The organism is Rhizorhabdus sp. (assembly GCF_018006725.1).
In the GTDB taxonomy this organism is placed as follows: domain Bacteria; phylum Pseudomonadota; class Alphaproteobacteria; order Sphingomonadales; family Sphingomonadaceae; genus Rhizorhabdus.
In genome coordinates, this window is the sequence record NZ_JAGMXV010000120.1 from 1 (window position 1) to 14,388 (window position 14,388).

At 66.9% G+C, this 14,388-nt stretch carries 13 protein-coding genes; 4 read left to right on the plus strand and 9 right to left on the minus strand.

Going from position 1 to position 14,388, the window contains the following annotated elements; genetic code table 11:
* Both KAY22_RS16075 and KAY22_RS16080 read right to left on the minus strand, forming a co-directional pair.
* On the minus strand, positions 1-315 hold a 315-nt coding region (locus tag KAY22_RS16075), incomplete at its 3' end, for an efflux RND transporter permease subunit (protein ID WP_296624384.1).
* Between the two features lie 11 nt (positions 316-326).
* Positions 327-1,466 carry an efflux RND transporter periplasmic adaptor subunit gene (locus KAY22_RS16080; protein ID WP_296624385.1) on the minus strand — a complete coding sequence of 380 codons (1,140 nt, stop codon included), beginning with the start codon at positions 1,464-1,466 and terminating at the stop codon, positions 327-329.
* A 149-nt stretch (positions 1,467-1,615) separates the two neighbouring features.
* Between KAY22_RS16080 and KAY22_RS16085 the strand changes: the two genes are divergently transcribed.
* Both KAY22_RS16085 and KAY22_RS16090 read left to right on the plus strand, forming a co-directional pair.
* Positions 1,616-2,311, plus strand: coding sequence for a response regulator transcription factor (locus KAY22_RS16085; RefSeq protein ID WP_296624386.1), 696 nt, complete (start codon positions 1,616-1,618; stop codon positions 2,309-2,311).
* On the plus strand, positions 2,308-3,402 hold the full coding sequence (locus KAY22_RS16090) for an ATP-binding protein (RefSeq protein WP_296624387.1): 1,095 nt from the start codon (positions 2,308-2,310) through the stop codon (positions 3,400-3,402). The genes KAY22_RS16085 and KAY22_RS16090 overlap by 4 nt, the downstream gene beginning before the upstream one ends.
* A 45-nt stretch (positions 3,403-3,447) precedes the next feature.
* Here the strand turns inward: KAY22_RS16090 and KAY22_RS16095 are convergent, their stop codons facing one another.
* Together KAY22_RS16095 and KAY22_RS16100 are read right to left on the minus strand one after the other, a co-directional pair.
* Positions 3,448-4,314: a Coq4 family protein gene (locus tag KAY22_RS16095; RefSeq protein ID WP_296624388.1), complete on the minus strand. Its 867-nt coding sequence runs from the start codon at positions 4,312-4,314 to the stop codon at positions 3,448-3,450.
* A gap of 26 nt (positions 4,315-4,340) precedes the next feature.
* Entirely contained in the window at positions 4,341-6,086 is a 1,746-nt protein-coding gene (locus tag KAY22_RS16100; RefSeq protein ID WP_296624389.1) for an amidohydrolase family protein, read from the minus strand.
* 132 nt (positions 6,087-6,218) lie between these two features.
* Between KAY22_RS16100 and KAY22_RS16105 the strand changes: the two genes are divergently transcribed.
* Entirely contained in the window at positions 6,219-6,986 is a 768-nt protein-coding gene (locus KAY22_RS16105; protein ID WP_296624390.1) for a helix-turn-helix domain-containing protein, read from the plus strand.
* Here KAY22_RS16105 and KAY22_RS16110 read toward each other — a convergent pair.
* Positions 6,967-8,115, minus strand: a complete 1,149-nt coding sequence (locus tag KAY22_RS16110) for an ionic transporter y4hA (protein ID WP_296624391.1) — start codon at positions 8,113-8,115, stop codon at positions 6,967-6,969. The genes KAY22_RS16105 and KAY22_RS16110 overlap by 20 nt on opposite strands.
* A 163-nt stretch (positions 8,116-8,278) precedes the next feature.
* Between KAY22_RS16110 and KAY22_RS16115 the strand changes: the two genes are divergently transcribed.
* Entirely contained in the window at positions 8,279-9,265 is a 987-nt protein-coding gene (locus KAY22_RS16115) for an NADPH:quinone oxidoreductase family protein (RefSeq protein WP_366514094.1), read from the plus strand.
* A gap of 12 nt (positions 9,266-9,277) precedes the next feature.
* Here the strand turns inward: KAY22_RS16115 and KAY22_RS16120 are convergent, their stop codons facing one another.
* Genes KAY22_RS16120 through KAY22_RS16135 form a run of 4 tightly spaced genes read right to left on the minus strand, consistent with a single transcriptional unit; the run spans position 9,278 to position 14,252 of the window.
* Positions 9,278-10,507 carry an acyl-CoA dehydrogenase family protein gene (locus KAY22_RS16120; protein WP_296624393.1) on the minus strand — a complete coding sequence of 410 codons (1,230 nt, stop codon included), beginning with the start codon at positions 10,505-10,507 and terminating at the stop codon, positions 9,278-9,280.
* A 3-nt stretch (positions 10,508-10,510) separates the two neighbouring features.
* Positions 10,511-11,554, minus strand: coding sequence for a phosphotransferase (locus KAY22_RS16125; RefSeq protein ID WP_296624394.1), 1,044 nt, complete (start codon positions 11,552-11,554; stop codon positions 10,511-10,513).
* A complete protein-coding gene (locus tag KAY22_RS16130) occupies positions 11,547-12,473 on the minus strand; it encodes an SDR family NAD(P)-dependent oxidoreductase (protein WP_296624395.1) in 927 nt (308 codons plus the stop codon). Before KAY22_RS16130 ends, KAY22_RS16125 begins: the two co-directional genes overlap by 8 nt.
* A gap of 24 nt (positions 12,474-12,497) precedes the next feature.
* On the minus strand, positions 12,498-14,252 hold the full coding sequence (locus KAY22_RS16135; RefSeq protein WP_296624396.1) for an acyl-CoA dehydrogenase: 1,755 nt from the start codon (positions 14,250-14,252) through the stop codon (positions 12,498-12,500).
* Positions 14,253-14,388 lie beyond the last annotated feature (136 nt).

A 14,388-nucleotide genomic window follows, 5' to 3' on the forward strand; every position in this document is an offset into this window, starting at 1 on the left:
GACCTGGGCCAGTTCGGGATTGGTCCCCGGCTGGAAGGTGGCGGTGATCTGCGCGGCGCCCGAGGTGTCGGTCGAACTCTCGAAATAGAGCAGGTTCTTGACGCTCGAAAGCTCGCGCTCGATCAGCCCGACGACGCTGTCGTTCATCGTCTTCGGGGTGGCACCCGGATAGGAGGCATAGATGCTGATGCTGGGCGGCGCGATCGACGGATAGCGCTCGATCGGCAGGTTCGGGACCGCGATCAGGCCCATCAGGATGATGCCGATCGCCAGCACCCAGGCGAAGACCGGGCGGTCGATGAAGAAGCGGGACATGGGGCTCTACCTCAGCGGGCCGGAGCGGCGTTGCGCCACGGCATCGGTTTCACCGTCGCGCCCGGCTGGACGCGGTCCTGCCCCTCGACCATCACGACGTCGCCGGGCTTCAGCCCGCTTTCGACGATGACCTTGCCGTCCTTCTCGTCGCCCAGCACCACCTTGCGCGCCTGGACCTTGCCCCTCGCTTCGACGATGTTGACCGACGTCTGGTCGCCCATATGCGCGATCGCCTGGAGCGGGACCATGATCGCGTCGGGCTGGGCGAGGCGCGGCAGCCGCGCGCGGACGAACATGCCGGGCAGCAGCGTGCGGTCGGCATTGGGCACCTCGACGCGGGCGATTACCTCGCCCGTGCCGGGATCGACGCTGATACCCGAAAAGAGCAGCCGCCCCTTCACGCCATGTACGCGGCCTTCGCCGACGATGATGTCGACCGGCGCGCCGCTGTTGGCGGCCCCCTTGCGGGCGGCAGCGCGCAGCGCTTCGAGCCGTTCCGCCGGCTGGCGAACGTCGACATAGACGCGGTCGATCTGCTGGACGGTGGCGAGCGGATTGGTGTCGGTGGTGCTCGCGAGGCCGCCCTCGGTCAGCACCGCCTGGTCGATGCGTCCCGTTATCGGCGAGCGGATCGTGGCGAAGCCGAGGTCGACGCGCTTTCGATCGAGTTCGGCGCGGGCCTGCGCCAGATCGGCGGCGGCCTGCGCGCGGGTGGCGACCGCATCGTCATAATCCTGACCGCTGATCGCATCGCTGCGGGCGAGTGTGGCGAGGCGCTGCTCCTGCGTCCGGGCGCGGGTGAGAGTCGCTTCCGCCCGCTTGACGGCGGCGGCGGCGCTGCCGGCATCCGCGCGGAAGGGGGCCGGGTTGATCTGGAACAGCGGCTGTCCCTCGCGGACCTCGCTGCCCTGTTCGAACAGCCGGCGCTGGATGATGCCGCTGACCTGCGGGCGGATTTCGGCGACGCGATAGGCGACGACGCGGCCGGGCAGTTCGTCGGCGATCTCGACCGACGCGGGCGCGATCGTGATGACCGAGACTTCCGGCGTTGGCGGAGGGGGCGGCTTCTGGGCCCCGCAGGCAGTGAGCACGAGCAGGGAAGCGCCGGCAAAGGCCAGCAGGAACGAAGAGCGTCTGGAGGAATCGCGCATCAAAGAAATCCACAGAAATCCGAATATGACAGCGGCCATTGCATCGGTTTCGTCGATGCCGTGTGGGCGAAGTGTGGAGAAACTGTGGAGCGGCATGGCGGTTTCCCTGTCCTTTAGGGTAGGACGACGCCAGGGGAGACGGTACGATCGTGGACAATGCGCTGATCCTGGTGGCCGAGGACGAGCCGGAAATCGCCGAGGTCATTTCGGCTTATCTCGAACGCGAAGGCTTCCGGACGGTGCGCGCCGGCGATGGCCGAACGGCGCTCGACATCCACCTCGCGTTGAAGCCCGACCTCGTCATGCTCGACGTCCAGATGCCGCGCATGGATGGCTGGGAAGTCCTTGCCGAACTGCGCCGCCGCGGCAACACCCCGGTGATCATGCTGACTGCACTCGATCAGGATATCGACAAGCTGCAGGCGCTTCGAATCGGTGCGGACGATTATGTCGTCAAACCGTTCAACGCGGTCGAAGTGGCGGCCCGCGCCCGCGCGGTGCTGCGCCGAACGGCGGGGTCGGCGGGCGCGCTGCTGCGTGTCGGCGCGATCGAAGTCGACCTGGAAAGCCACATCGCGTCGGTGGCCCCGGATGGCGGTGACGATCCCGTGATCCTGCCCCTGACACTCACCGAGTTTCGCATCCTGTCGCACATGGCGCGTGCACCGAAGCGGGCCTTTTCACGCAGCGAGCTGGTCGATGCCTGCCTGCCGGGTGGAGAGGCGCTGGAGCGGACGGTCGACACCCACCTCAGCAAGCTCCGGCGCAAGCTGGAGGAGGCCGGCGCGCCCGGCTTCGTCAACAATGTGCGGGGCGTCGGCTTTCGCCTTGCGGACCTGGCATGAAGCTGCGCTTCACCGGCCTTGGCGGACAGATCGTCCTGTCGATGGTGGTGGCGACCATCGCCTCGGTCGTTCTCACGATCGTAGGCCTTTACGTCTTTTACGGCATCGTGGTCCGCACCGCGCCCGAACTCCTGTCCACCAGCACCCAATGGATGCCGACGCGGCTCGAATGGTCGGTGATCGTCGGCCTGTGCATTGCGGCCGGCGTGATCACGGTGATCGTGGCGCGGCGTCTGGCGCGCAGGATCGTCGCCCCGCTCGTTTCGGTCGCGCGCGCTGCACGGCGCATCGCCGACGGTGATCTCGTCGCCCGGGCGGAAGCGGGCGACCGCTCGCTGCTCGAGGCTGCGATGCTGGTCGACGACTTCAACCTGCTCGCCGAGCGCCTCGATGCCGCATCGCAGGCGGTCACGCGGTGGAACGCCGCGATCGCCCACGAACTGCGCACGCCCGTGACGATATTGAGCGGGCGATTGCAGGGGCTTGCGGACGGCGTCTTCCATCCCAATCCGCCGCTGCTCCGCTCGCTGGTCGCGCAGGTCGAGGCGCTGACCCGCTTGATCGAGGATTTGCGCACCGTCAGCCTGTTCGATGGCGGCCGCCTCGACGCCCGGCTGCAGCCGACCGATCTGGCGGAGGAAATACGCGGCGTGGTCCGGCTGATGCTGCCAGGCATGGAAGCGGTCGGCTTTCGCATAGAGACGCAACTGGACGAGGGGCAGTGCGACGTCGATGCCGCGCGGGTCCGGCAGGCGCTGATGGCGCTGATGGAAAATGCGCAGCGCCATGCGCGGCCCTGCACCGTGCGCGTCCGCTTGACGCTCGACCGCATGCTCGCGCGGATCGACGTGATCGATGACGGGCCGGGCCTGCCCGACGACTTCATCCCTTATGCGTTCGAGCCGTTCCGGCGCTATATGGAGGTCGACCGGCCGACCAAGGGCAGCGGCCTGGGGCTCGCCGTGGTCCTGGCCATCGCGCAGGTCCATGGCGGCACGGCCAGCTATGCGACGGTGGGCGGCGGCGCCTGTTTCAGCATGATCCTCCAGCGCAGCAGCGGCAGCACCAAGCGGCGCGAGAAGCAACTCTGAAAAAATCCGGGGAACGGGGTCCCGCTCCGTTCCCCGGCGAGAGGCTTATTCGGCGGCTTGCGCCAAGTCCTGACGAGGGTCGATCGCAAGATCGGTCGTGTCCTGCCAGAGGCCCGGCTCCGGAACGGGGGTGATGCCCAGTTCGGCCTGGACCTCGGTCAGCGGCATGTCGATCATCGCGCGCCAGTCGGCGAGCATCAGCGGATATTTCCAGTTCAGCCCCTGACGCTGGCCCTGCACCTGCGCCTCCTGCACCAGGACATGGGCGTCCGGGTAGAAGAGCACGTCCTTCAGCATCGTCTTGGCCTTGAGATAGGTCGGGATGCGATTGAAGAAGGAGGCCAGCTCGGCGCAGAAATAGCGCGCCTTCGACTGGAGATTGGCCTCGATCAGCGCGATCTCGCCGCCATGATTGGGGCCGAAGCCGGTGACGATATGCTCGATGTCATGGGTAACGGCGGTCTGGCGGAGATAGAAGGTGAAGTCGTTGACGACCGGTATCTCCTTGAACATGAACTCCAGCTCATAGCCGCTCGTCGCCATGAAATGATGGATCGCCGCGCCCAGCGTGCCGGGCGCGCAATGGGCGACGTCGTCGAGGCGGAAATTGGCGAGGCTTCGCTTCTCGCACCATTCGCGGAACTTCGGCAGCCGGGCCTTCTCCATCTCGAACAGCTCGACGATCCGACCGACATTTTCGAGCTGGTGGAAGATCTGCGCGACCTCGGGGATATAGGCGGTCGGCGAGACGTCGGGTCCGTTCCGGCGCAGCATCTCCTGCGCGAGCATCTGGGGCAGGGTGGGATGATTGAGATAGGGCGACGAACTGATCAGCACCGAACTCACGGTGGTCAGTTTGACGTTGCCCTGGTTGAAATAGGCGATCTCGTCCGAACTGATCTTGGCTTCCATGGTCTCTCTCCCCAATCGATCTGAAGTCATTCGGCCGGTTCGGCCTCATACTCGCGCGTCTCGACCTTCGGCGCCACGAACTCACCCGGCACCGCGCCGGTATAGGCTCCGCCTTCGAAGGTCGGCACGCCATTGACCAACGTCAGGCGGGTGGGCATCGCCTTGCGGCTGAAGCGCCAGGTGAGGCCGCCCTTGCCGTCGTCGAGGTCGTAGACCTTCTCCATCTGCCGGCGCTGGATCTCGTCGAGGTCGAACACCACGATATCGGCGCGCTTGCCCACTTCGATTGTTCCACGGTCGTGCAGGTTGAAATAGCCGGCCAGCTTGCCGGTCAGGACGTGGACCGCCTGCTCGAGCGAGATCAGCTTCGCATCGCGCGCATAATGGGTGAGGAGCAGGGCATTCTCGCCCCCGCCGCACAGCATCTGGAGATGCGCGCCGGCATCCGAGATATTGCCGACCGAGCGCGGATCGTTGAGCAGTTCGATCAGGCGATCCTCATCCTTGGGCCAGGGCGCCATATGGATGGTCGAGCGGGTGCCGTTGGCGAGCATCCAGTCGGCCAGCGCGTCGGAAGCATGGAGACCACGCTCGTCGGCATAGGCCTGGAGGCTGATGTTGATCGGGCCGGTTCCGTTCTCGCTGTCGATCAGCAGCAGATTCTGTGGATTGGCGAGCGCCGACTGCTTCCAGATCTTGTTGTCCCAGCTGTCGCGGGCGCGGGCGCGCCAGTCCGGATCGGCGAGCAGGCGGGCCTTGTCCGCATGGGTCTCGGCAAGCACGACCTCGTGCCAGACATAGTCGTTGGACTGGGCGAACAGCAGCGACTTGATCAGGCCGATGACGCTGGTGATGGGGACGTGCGCGGCGGTCGGCCAGATATCGATGCCGGCCTCCTGCATGGCCAGCATCCGCGCTTCCATCGGCTCGCGGATCTTCTTCTGGAATTCGAGCAGAGGCAGCCCGCCTGCGACCTGCAGCCGGATAGCCCGACCTTTCAGCAGGCGTTCGAGCCGGTCCATGCTCTGCGGCCCGGTCATCCGCATGAAGACGTCGACGATCACCTGATAGGTCGCGGCCGGATAGCGTTCGATCACGTCGAACAGGGCGGCCAACTCGTCGTCGCAGGCCGAGAGGCTCGGCACCGGACGGTCGGAGCCGTCATGGTCCATCAGGTTGCACGACAGCCCCAGAGCGCCGGCCGCCAGCGCATCGTCGAGCAGGTCGGCCATGGCGGCGATCTCGTCCGGCGTCGCTTTCCGGCTCCAGGCGTCCATGCCCATCACGGCGAGGCGCAGCGCGATGTGGCCGACATAGGTGGCATAGTTGATCGGGACGCGCACCTGCCGCTCCATCGCGGCCTTATATTCGGACCATTTCAGCCAGTCCCACGGCATATGCTTGAGGAACAGCTGCTCCGGAATGTCTTCGAAGAAGGAGAAGATCCCGATCATCTCGCGCTGGATCGCCTTGTCGGGATGCAGCGGTGCGGCGCTGAAGCCGCAATTGCCCATGATCATCGTCGTGGTGCCATAGCCGGGCAGCGGATCGAGATCGGGCTGCCACCACATGCTGCCGTCATAATGGGTGTGCGCCTCGATGAAGCCCGGCGTGACCTTGCACCCGGTCGCATCGAAGACCCGCTCGCCCTGAGGTTGCAGATCGACGCCGATCTCGGCGATCAGCCCGTTCCGGACGCGCACGTCGGCCGGATAGGACAGGCCGCCGGTCCCGTCGACCACGGTCCCGTTCTTGATCAGCATGTCGGTCATAAGCCTCTCCTCGCTTGTGCCGGACGGGGCGCTTTCGGCCTCTCGTCGATGTCAGCAGGGAGCCTTCAATCGAGAGTCGTTGCAAGCCAAGCCTTGCAGAAAGGATCGAAATCCGACACCTATCGGCTCGAAATGCGATCCGGATATGCAAGCGATGCGCTTCTGGCGGCTCTGCGCAAAAGGCTGCGGGCCGGCGGCTGGACCGCGCCCCGCATCGCGGCCGCACTCGGCGTCGGGGAAGCCACGGTCAAGCGATGGAAGGCCGGGCGGGGCCTGACATTGCCGAGGCTGGAGGCGCTGCTCGGCCTGTGCGACGTGACGTTCGCCGAACTGGCGCGCGAGGCCGAACAGGGCCAGAGCGAGCTGGCGCGGGAGCTGACCCTGGCTCAGGAGCGCGAACTCGCGTCCGACGTGCTGCTCGCCTTCTTCTTTTCCGCGATCCTCGCCGATATTCCGCCGCAGGAGATTGCCGAGGACTTCGAGATCGATCCGGCATTGGTCGAAGCCAAGCTGGTTCGGCTCGAGCGGCTGGCGCTGATCGACCGGCGCCCCGGCCTGCGCGTACGGTCGCGCGTCGATCCGGCCGCCAGCTTCATGAAGACGCCGCTGCGCGGCATGTTCGAAACCTATATGAAGCCGCAGTTCATGGAGCTCGACTTCGCCGATCCCGACACGAGCTTTTCAGCCGAGCTGGTCAAGCTCTCCCGCGCGGGCGCGGCGCGGCTGGCCGAGATGATCGAGCGCCACCGGCATGAGGTTCTCGCACTGGCGAAGGAGGACCGCGAGCAGGCCCTGCTCGGCCAGCGCTGGTTCACGGCGCTCTCGGTCATGCGGCCGCTGAACACCGCCCGGCTGCGCGACATCAGCCGGGCGGCGGGGGTCAAGGCACGATCGTCGTGAAGAGATAGGCCAGGAAGATCACGATGTGGACCACGCCGGGCAGGATCGTGGTCCGGCCGGTGCCGAGCGACAGCGCCGAGACGATCAGCGACAGCGCGAGGAGCGTCATCGCCTTGGCGTCGATGCCGAGCGACAATTTCCAGTCCATCACGATCGACAGCACCGCCACTGTCGGGATGGTCAGCCCGATCGTGGCAAGCGCGGAGCCTAGCGCGAGGTTGAGGCTGGTCTGCAGCCGATTGCGCCGCGCCGCCTTGACCGCCGCAAGGCTTTCCGGACCGAGCACCAGTGCGGCGATCATGATGCCGACCAGCGTGATAGGAAGGCCGGCGCCGAGAACGGCCGCCTCCAGCGTCGGCGACAGCTGCTTGGCGAGCAGGACGACCCCGACCAGCGCCACGACGAGCAGCGCGAAGGCGAGCCAGGCCTGGGCATTGCCGGGCGGTGCGGCGTGCACCTCCTCGGGCAGGTGCTCAGCGCCATCGGGCAGGAAATAGTCGCGGTGGCGAACCGTCTGGATCAGAACGAAGGTACAATAGAGGATCAGCGAAACGATCGCCGTGAACGCCAGTTGCGATGGCGAATAGACCGGTCCGGGCACGCTCGACGTGAAATTGGGCAGGACGAGGACGAGAACGGCCATGGCCGACAGGACACAGAGCGCTGCGTTGACGCCCTGGAGGACGAACTGCTGTTCGTGATGCCGTACGCCGCCGCTGAGCAGGCACACGCCGACGATCCCGTTGAGGATGATCATGATCGCAGCGAAGACCGTGTCGCGCGCGAGCGTGGCGGCTTCGCCGCCGCCCGAGAGCATCAGGGAGACGATCAGCGACACCTCGATCACCGTGACCGCGACGGCCAGGACGAGCGTGCCGAAAGGTTCGCCCACGCGGTGGGCCACCACCTCGGCATGGTGGACGGCGGCGAGGACGCAGCCGATCATGATCGTCGCTGCGACGGCAGTGCCGGCCCAGCCGAGCGCGGGCAGGCCCATACCGATGGCGAGCAGGCCCAATATCGGGATGACGAGCGACCAGTAAGGCAGCATGGCTCCGCCAAGCAGGCGTTCGGACGATGGGGCGATCAGGATGCTGGTCTCCTTGTGGACGTTCGTTTCGGTCGGCATCTTTCCTCCGTTTCGGGCCTGGGCGCTAGGCTTCTTACGTTTCCCGCGCATGTCCCTTCCCGGAGCGTTCATGATGGCGATTATCAAACCGCCCTTCCTCGTGAGCGTTCCCACACCGGGGGCGAGGCGCTAGGGGATGTGCGAACAGCCGAAAGGACAGGAATTGCGCGCTCTTCTCTGCGAACGTCATGGCCCGCCCGAGGATCTCGTGCTGCGCGAGGCCGCCGATCCCGTGCCCGGCGCCGGACAGATAGTGATTGCGGTGCGCGCGGCCGGGGTCAATTTCCCAGACGGCCTGATCATCCGCAACATGTACCAGATCAAGCCCGATCTTCCCTTCGCGCCCGGCGGTGAGGCGGCGGGTGTGGTCGAGGCGGTCGGCGAGGGCGTGACGGGCTTCAAGCCGGGCGACCGCGTCTGCGCGATGACTTTGTGGGGTTCCTTCGCCGAAAAGGTCGCTGTCGATGCCGATGCGGCGGTGCACATTCCCGACGAGATGCCGTTCGACGAGGCGTCGGGTTTCACCATGGTCTATGCGACCGGCATCCACGCTTTCGTCCAGCGCGCGGCCTTGCAGCCGGGTGAGACGGTGCTGGTGCTGGGTGCTGCCGGTGGCGTGGGCATCGCGGCGATCGAGATCGCCAAGGCGATGGGCGCGCGCGTGGTGGCTGCGGCTTCGACGCCCGAAAAGCTCGAACTGGCCCGCGCGCACGGCGCCGATGCGCTGATCGACTATAGCCGCCCCGACTTTCGCGAGCAGCTGCGTGCCGCCACCGATGGCAAGGGACCCGACGTTGTCTATGATCCGGTCGGCGGCGATCTGGCCGAGCAGGCCTTCCGCTCGATCGCGCCCAATGGCCGCTATCTGGTCGTCGGTTTCGCGGCCGGCACCATCCCGGCGATCCCGCTCAACCTGCCGCTGGTCAAGTCGGCGGCGATCGTCGGCGTCTTCTGGGGCGCCTTCATGAAGGCCGATCCGGAAACCCATGCCGCGAACATGGAGCAGCTGTTCGCCTGGTATCGTGCCGGTGCGATCCGCCCCGAGATCAGCCGCCGCTTCGGGTTCGAGGAAGGCGCGGCGGCGATCCGCTGGGTGATGGACCGCAAGGCCCTCGGCAAGGTCGTCGTGACGATGGACGCCGCCGGCTGACCCTGCGACGGGTCAGCGTCTGCTGGCCCGCCGATATTCGAGGCGGGCGATCGCGCGGTTGTGGACCTCGTCCGGCCCATCGGCGAGACGCAGCGTCCGCGCCAGCGCATAGGCCGCCGCCAGCGGGAAATCGTCGCAGACGCCCGCGCCGCCATGGGCCTGGATCGCGTCGTCGATCACCTGCAGCGCAAGGCGCGGCCCGGCGACCTTGATCATTGCGATCTCGAGCTGGGCGACCTTGTTGCCGACCTTGTCCATCATGTCGGCGGCCTTGAGGCAGAGCAGCCGCGTCATCTCGATCGCGGTGCGCGCCTCGGCGACGCGCTGCTCCCAGATCGACTGGTCGGCGATGCGCTTGCCGAACGCCTCGCGGCTCATCAGCCGCGCGACCATCGCGTCGAGCGCCATCTCCGCAAGGCCGATCGACCGCATGCAGTGGTGGATGCGGCCCGGCCCGAGCCGACCCTGCGCCGCCTCGAAGCCACGCCCCTCGCCCAGGACGATGTTCGACGCCGGTACGCGGACATTGTCGAAGGTCACTTCGCAATGGCCGTGCGGCGCGTCGTCATAGCCGAAGACGGGCAGTGCCCGACCGATCGTTACGCCGGGCGCGTCGACCGGCACGAAGATCTGGCTGTGCCGCTGATGGCGCTCCGCATCGGGGTTGCTCACGCCCAGCACGATGAGCAGCTTGCAGCGCGGGTCGCCCGCGCCCGAGATCCACCATTTGCGGCCGTTGATCACATAATCGTCGCCGTCGCGTTCGATCCGGGTCGCGATGTTGGTCGCGTCGGAGCTGGCGACCGCAGGCTCGGTCATCGCGAAGGCCGAGCGGATCTCGCCATCGAGCAGCGGCCTCAGCCAGCGCTGCTTCTGCTCCGCCGTGCCATAGCGGTGCAGCACCTCCATGTTGCCGGTGTCGGGCGCCGAGCAGTTGAAAACCTCGGACGCCCAGGGGACGCGGCCCATTTCTTCGGCGCAGGGCGCATATTCGAGATTGCTGAGCCCGGCGCCGCGATAGTCGCCTTCGTCATGGGCCGACGGCGGCAGGAACAGGTTCCACAAGCCCGCCGCGCGCGCCTTCTGCTTCAGTTCCTCGATGACCGGGACGGGCTTCCAGCGCGTGGGACCTTCCGCGATCTCGGCATGGTAGCGTTGCTGGGCGGGCAGGACATGCTCGTTCATGAACGCGCGGACGCGGTCGCGCCATTCGACCTGCCGTTCGGAATAAGTGAAGTCCATGTCTCAGCCTCCTGTCTGGGCGAGCGCGAGCGCCGCTATGTCGTCGAGTTGCGCGGCGGCCTCGGCGGCCTGCGGCGACGAGGCCGTGCCCCGGATCAGCCGGCCCTTGATGCCGTGGATGATGGCGGCGAGCCGGAAGAGGCTGAACGCCAGGTAGAAGTCCAGCCGGTCGATCCCCTCGCGCCCGGTACGGCGGCAATAGGCCGCGACATAATCGGCCTCGGATGGAATGTTCAGCGCAGGCAGGTCGAGCCCGGCGAGGCCGGTCGAATAGCCGGGCGGCATCCGGTACACCATCAGATGATAGGCGAAGTCGGCGAGCGGATGGCCGAGCGTCGACAATTCCCAGTCGAGCACCGCGACGACGCGCGGCTCGGTAGGGTGGAACAGCATATTGTCGCAGCGAAAGTCGCCATGGACGATGCTCGCTTCGTCGCCCGCTGGGATGTTCGCCGGTAGCCACTCGATCAGCCGGTCCATCGCCGCCACGCGGCCCGCATCGGCGTCGTCGAGATATTGCTTCGACCAGCGGCCGATCTGCCGCTCGAAATAATTGCCGGGCCGGCCATAGTCGCCCAGCCCGATCGCTGCGGGATCGATGCTGTGCAGGCTGGCGATCGTCGCGTTCATCGCGTCGAACAGAGCGGCGCGTTCCTCGCGCGAGACGTCCGGGAAGGCGGTGTTCCAGAAGTTTCGACCGACCACCAGGTCCATGACGTAGAAGGGCGTGCCGATCACCGCCTCGTCCTCGCACAGGCCATAGGTCCTGGGCGTCGGAAAGCCTGCCGCGTTCAGCGCGCTGATCACGCGATATTCCCGCTCGACCGCGTGAGCGCCCTTGAGGAGTACACCCGGGGGCTTGCGCCGCAGGACATAGTCGCGCCCCGGCGTGTGCAGCCTGTAGGTCGGGTTGGACTGGCCGCCGGAAAACTGGCTGACCGACAGCGGCCCGGCATAGCCGGCGACATTGTCCTCCAGCCAGCCCGCCAGCGCGGCTTCGTCGAACCGATGGGCCGCGCGGACCGCCTCCAGTCCGCGATCAGCCATTGGCTGGCGCCGCTTCGGTGTGGGCCATGGCGCGGGCGAGTTCGAAGCGGGGTTGCTCGAGGCCGGTGTGCGGCACCATCTCGTCGGTCCGGTCGGCGATCCGGTCGAGGCTCGCCAGCAGGCGTTCCGCCGCGTCCTCGCCGGTCCCGATATAGGCGCCTTGCGTCATCGTGATGTGCGCGCATTCGAAGCTGCCGGCGCCGGCGCAGAGGATCATGCCGTTCGGCGCCTGCTCCGACACCAGCACGAGCATCGCGGGCGACACGGCCTCGGGCGCGAGAGCGGCCAGTTCCGCCTCGTCCATGATATCGGCGGTCATCCGCGTCGCGGCGGAGGGCGCGAGGCAGTTGACCCGGATGTCATATTTGGCGCCTTCCTCGGACAGCGTCTTCATCGCGCCGACCAGGCCGAGCTTCGCCGCGCCATAATGCGACTGGCCGAAATTGCCCCACAGTCCGGACGACGAGGTCGTCATCATGATCCGGCCATAGCCCTGGCTGCGCATCTGCTCCCACACCGCCTTGGTGCAGTTGATCGAGCCCATCAGATGGACTTCGACGACCGCCCGGAAATCGGCGAGGTCGAGCTTGGCGAAGGTGCGGTCGCGCAGGATGCCGGCATTGTTGACGAGGATGTCGACCCGGCCCCAGCGCTCGACGGCTTCCGCAACCATCGCCTCGACCTGGTCGACATCGGTCACGCTCGCGCCATTGGCGAAAGCCTCGCCCCCGGCCGCGCGGATTTCCTCGACGACCGCCTCGGCCATTGCATTGCCGCCGCCCGACCCATCGCGCGAACCGCCGAGATCGTTGACGACGACGCGGGCGCCGCGCTTCGCCAGCAGCAGCGCATGGGCGCGGCCCAGCCCGCCGCCGGCGCCTGTGACGATCGCCACGCGGCCGCTCAGATCGATGCTCATCCTCTTCCCCCTCTTCTTATCGTTTCAAAGGCATTCGACCGGCACGGCGGCGACCAGATCGCTGCCGGCCTCGATCGGCCGCAGCCAGGCGTCGATGCGCGGAATCTCTCGTTCGAAATAATAGCGGCAGGCCCAGAGCTTGCCGGCGCGGAACGGCGTGCCGTCGTCCCCCTCGCACAGCAGCGCGCGGTCGAGCCACAGCCAGCCCGATACCGCATGGCCGAAGGCGCGCAGCAGCGGGGTGGCATGCGCGGCGATGCGTGTCGCGTCCCAGTCCCGGATCAGGTCGAGCGTGGCCGCCAGCCGCTCGAAGACATCCGCCAGCGTCTCGCCTTGCTCGGCCAGCGAGGTCGAGGCCGCGCGGGCGCAGCAGTCGGCCACCCGCTCGCGCAGCAGGCCGAAGGCGGTCGGTTCGCGCAGCAGCTTGCGATTGACCAAGTCGAGCCCCTGGATGCCCGTCGTCCCCTCATGGATCGGGTTCAGGCGGTTGTCGCGCCACAGCTGCTCGACGTCGAAGTCGCGCGTATAGCCATAGCCGCCATGGACCTGGATCGCGATGTCGTCGGCGACCAGCCCATATTCGGAGGACCAGGTCTTGGCGATCGGGGTGAGCAGGCCGAGCAGCGCATCGGCGGCCGGATCATGCTCCGCATCGTCGACGAGCCGCGAGCAATAGAGGGTGAGCGCGACCGCGCCCTCGCCGAAGCATTTGGCTGCGAGCAGCATGTCGCGGACGTCGGGATGCTCGACGATCGGGCGCGAGTCATGCCCTTTGCCGGCCGAGGGAGCGCGTCCCTGCAACCGCTCCTGCGCATAGCGCAGCGCATGGCGATAACCGCGATAGCCGAGCGCGGCCGCGCCAAGTCCGACGCCGATGCGTGCCTCGTTCATCATCTTGAACATCTGCGGCAGGCCCTGGCCGGGCTCGCCGACCATCCAGCCGATCGCCCCGTCATTCTCGCCGAAGTTGAGCAGGCAGTTGGTCGTGCCGCGATAGCCCATCTTGTGATTGAGGCCGGCCACCGCGATGTCGTTGCGCGCGCCCGAGGGCAGGATCTTGGGGACGATGAACAGCGAGATGCCGCGGGTGCCGGGGATCAGCCGGCCTTCCTCGTCGGGCACCTTCGCCAGGACCAGATGGACGATGTTCTCGGCCAGGTCATGGTCCCCGCCCGAGATCCACATCTTCCGCCCCGACAGGCGGAAGCGGTGGCCGAAGCCGTCCTCGCCATCGGCCACGGCGCGGGTGGTGACGTCTGCCAGGTTGGACCCGGCCTGCGGCTCGGACAGGCACATCGTGCCGAACCAACGCCCGGCGATCTGCGGCAGGGCGAACTGCTCGATCTGCGCCGTCGAGCCGAAGGCCGCGATAAGGCGGGCATTGGCCGTGGTCAGCATCGGATAAGCCGCCGTCGACACGCTCGCTGCGAGAAACTGCGCGAAGGAGGCGTTGGCGAGCAGGCTCGGCAGCGCCATCCCGCCCAGATCGGAGGGAAAGCTCGAGGAAAAGAGGCCGAGTTCGGCATATTGGCGCAGCGCGTCGCGGATCGCCGGATGCGCGGCGACGCCGTCCGGCCCCAGGCTGGGCTCCTCACTGTCGATCCGCTTGTAATGGCTCAGGAAGGCATCCTCGGCGAGCCTGGCCGACAGGTCCAATATGGCATCGGCCGACTCCCGGTCGAGCGCATCCGCGCCGCTGCGGGCCAGCACGGCGTCGAGGCCGAGCCATTCCCACAGAAGAAAGTCCATTTCCTCGCGCTGGATCAATAGGTCGCTCATCACCCTCCCACGGAATCACTCAGGATTCTTTTGCAGTTGCGAATAGGTCTGTGCCTCCATAGCGTCGAATATCAAAGCCCGATCAATGGCATCGCCAAACGGCAATTGCCCGGATCGGCCCGGCGAGGCCCTGTTG

Coding starts and splice junctions, on each gene's coding strand:
- KAY22_RS16080 (WP_296624385.1), bottom strand. CDS start 1,466: ATGCGCGATTCCTCCAGACGCTCTTCGTTCCTGCTGGCCTTTGCCGGC.
- KAY22_RS16090 (WP_296624387.1), top strand. CDS start 2,308: ATGAAGCTGCGCTTCACCGGCCTTGGCGGACAGATCGTCCTGTCGATG.
- KAY22_RS16095 (WP_296624388.1), bottom strand. CDS start 4,314: ATGGAAGCCAAGATCAGTTCGGACGAGATCGCCTATTTCAACCAGGGC.
- KAY22_RS16100 (WP_296624389.1), bottom strand. CDS start 6,086: ATGACCGACATGCTGATCAAGAACGGGACCGTGGTCGACGGGACCGGC.
- KAY22_RS16105 (WP_296624390.1), top strand. CDS start 6,219: ATGCGATCCGGATATGCAAGCGATGCGCTTCTGGCGGCTCTGCGCAAA.
- KAY22_RS16110 (WP_296624391.1), bottom strand. CDS start 8,115: ATGCCGACCGAAACGAACGTCCACAAGGAGACCAGCATCCTGATCGCC.
- KAY22_RS16120 (WP_296624393.1), bottom strand. CDS start 10,507: ATGGACTTCACTTATTCCGAACGGCAGGTCGAATGGCGCGACCGCGTC.
- KAY22_RS16125 (WP_296624394.1), bottom strand. CDS start 11,554: ATGGCTGATCGCGGACTGGAGGCGGTCCGCGCGGCCCATCGGTTCGAC.
- KAY22_RS16130 (WP_296624395.1), bottom strand. CDS start 12,473: ATGAGCATCGATCTGAGCGGCCGCGTGGCGATCGTCACAGGCGCCGGC.
- KAY22_RS16135 (WP_296624396.1), bottom strand. CDS start 14,252: ATGAGCGACCTATTGATCCAGCGCGAGGAAATGGACTTTCTTCTGTGG.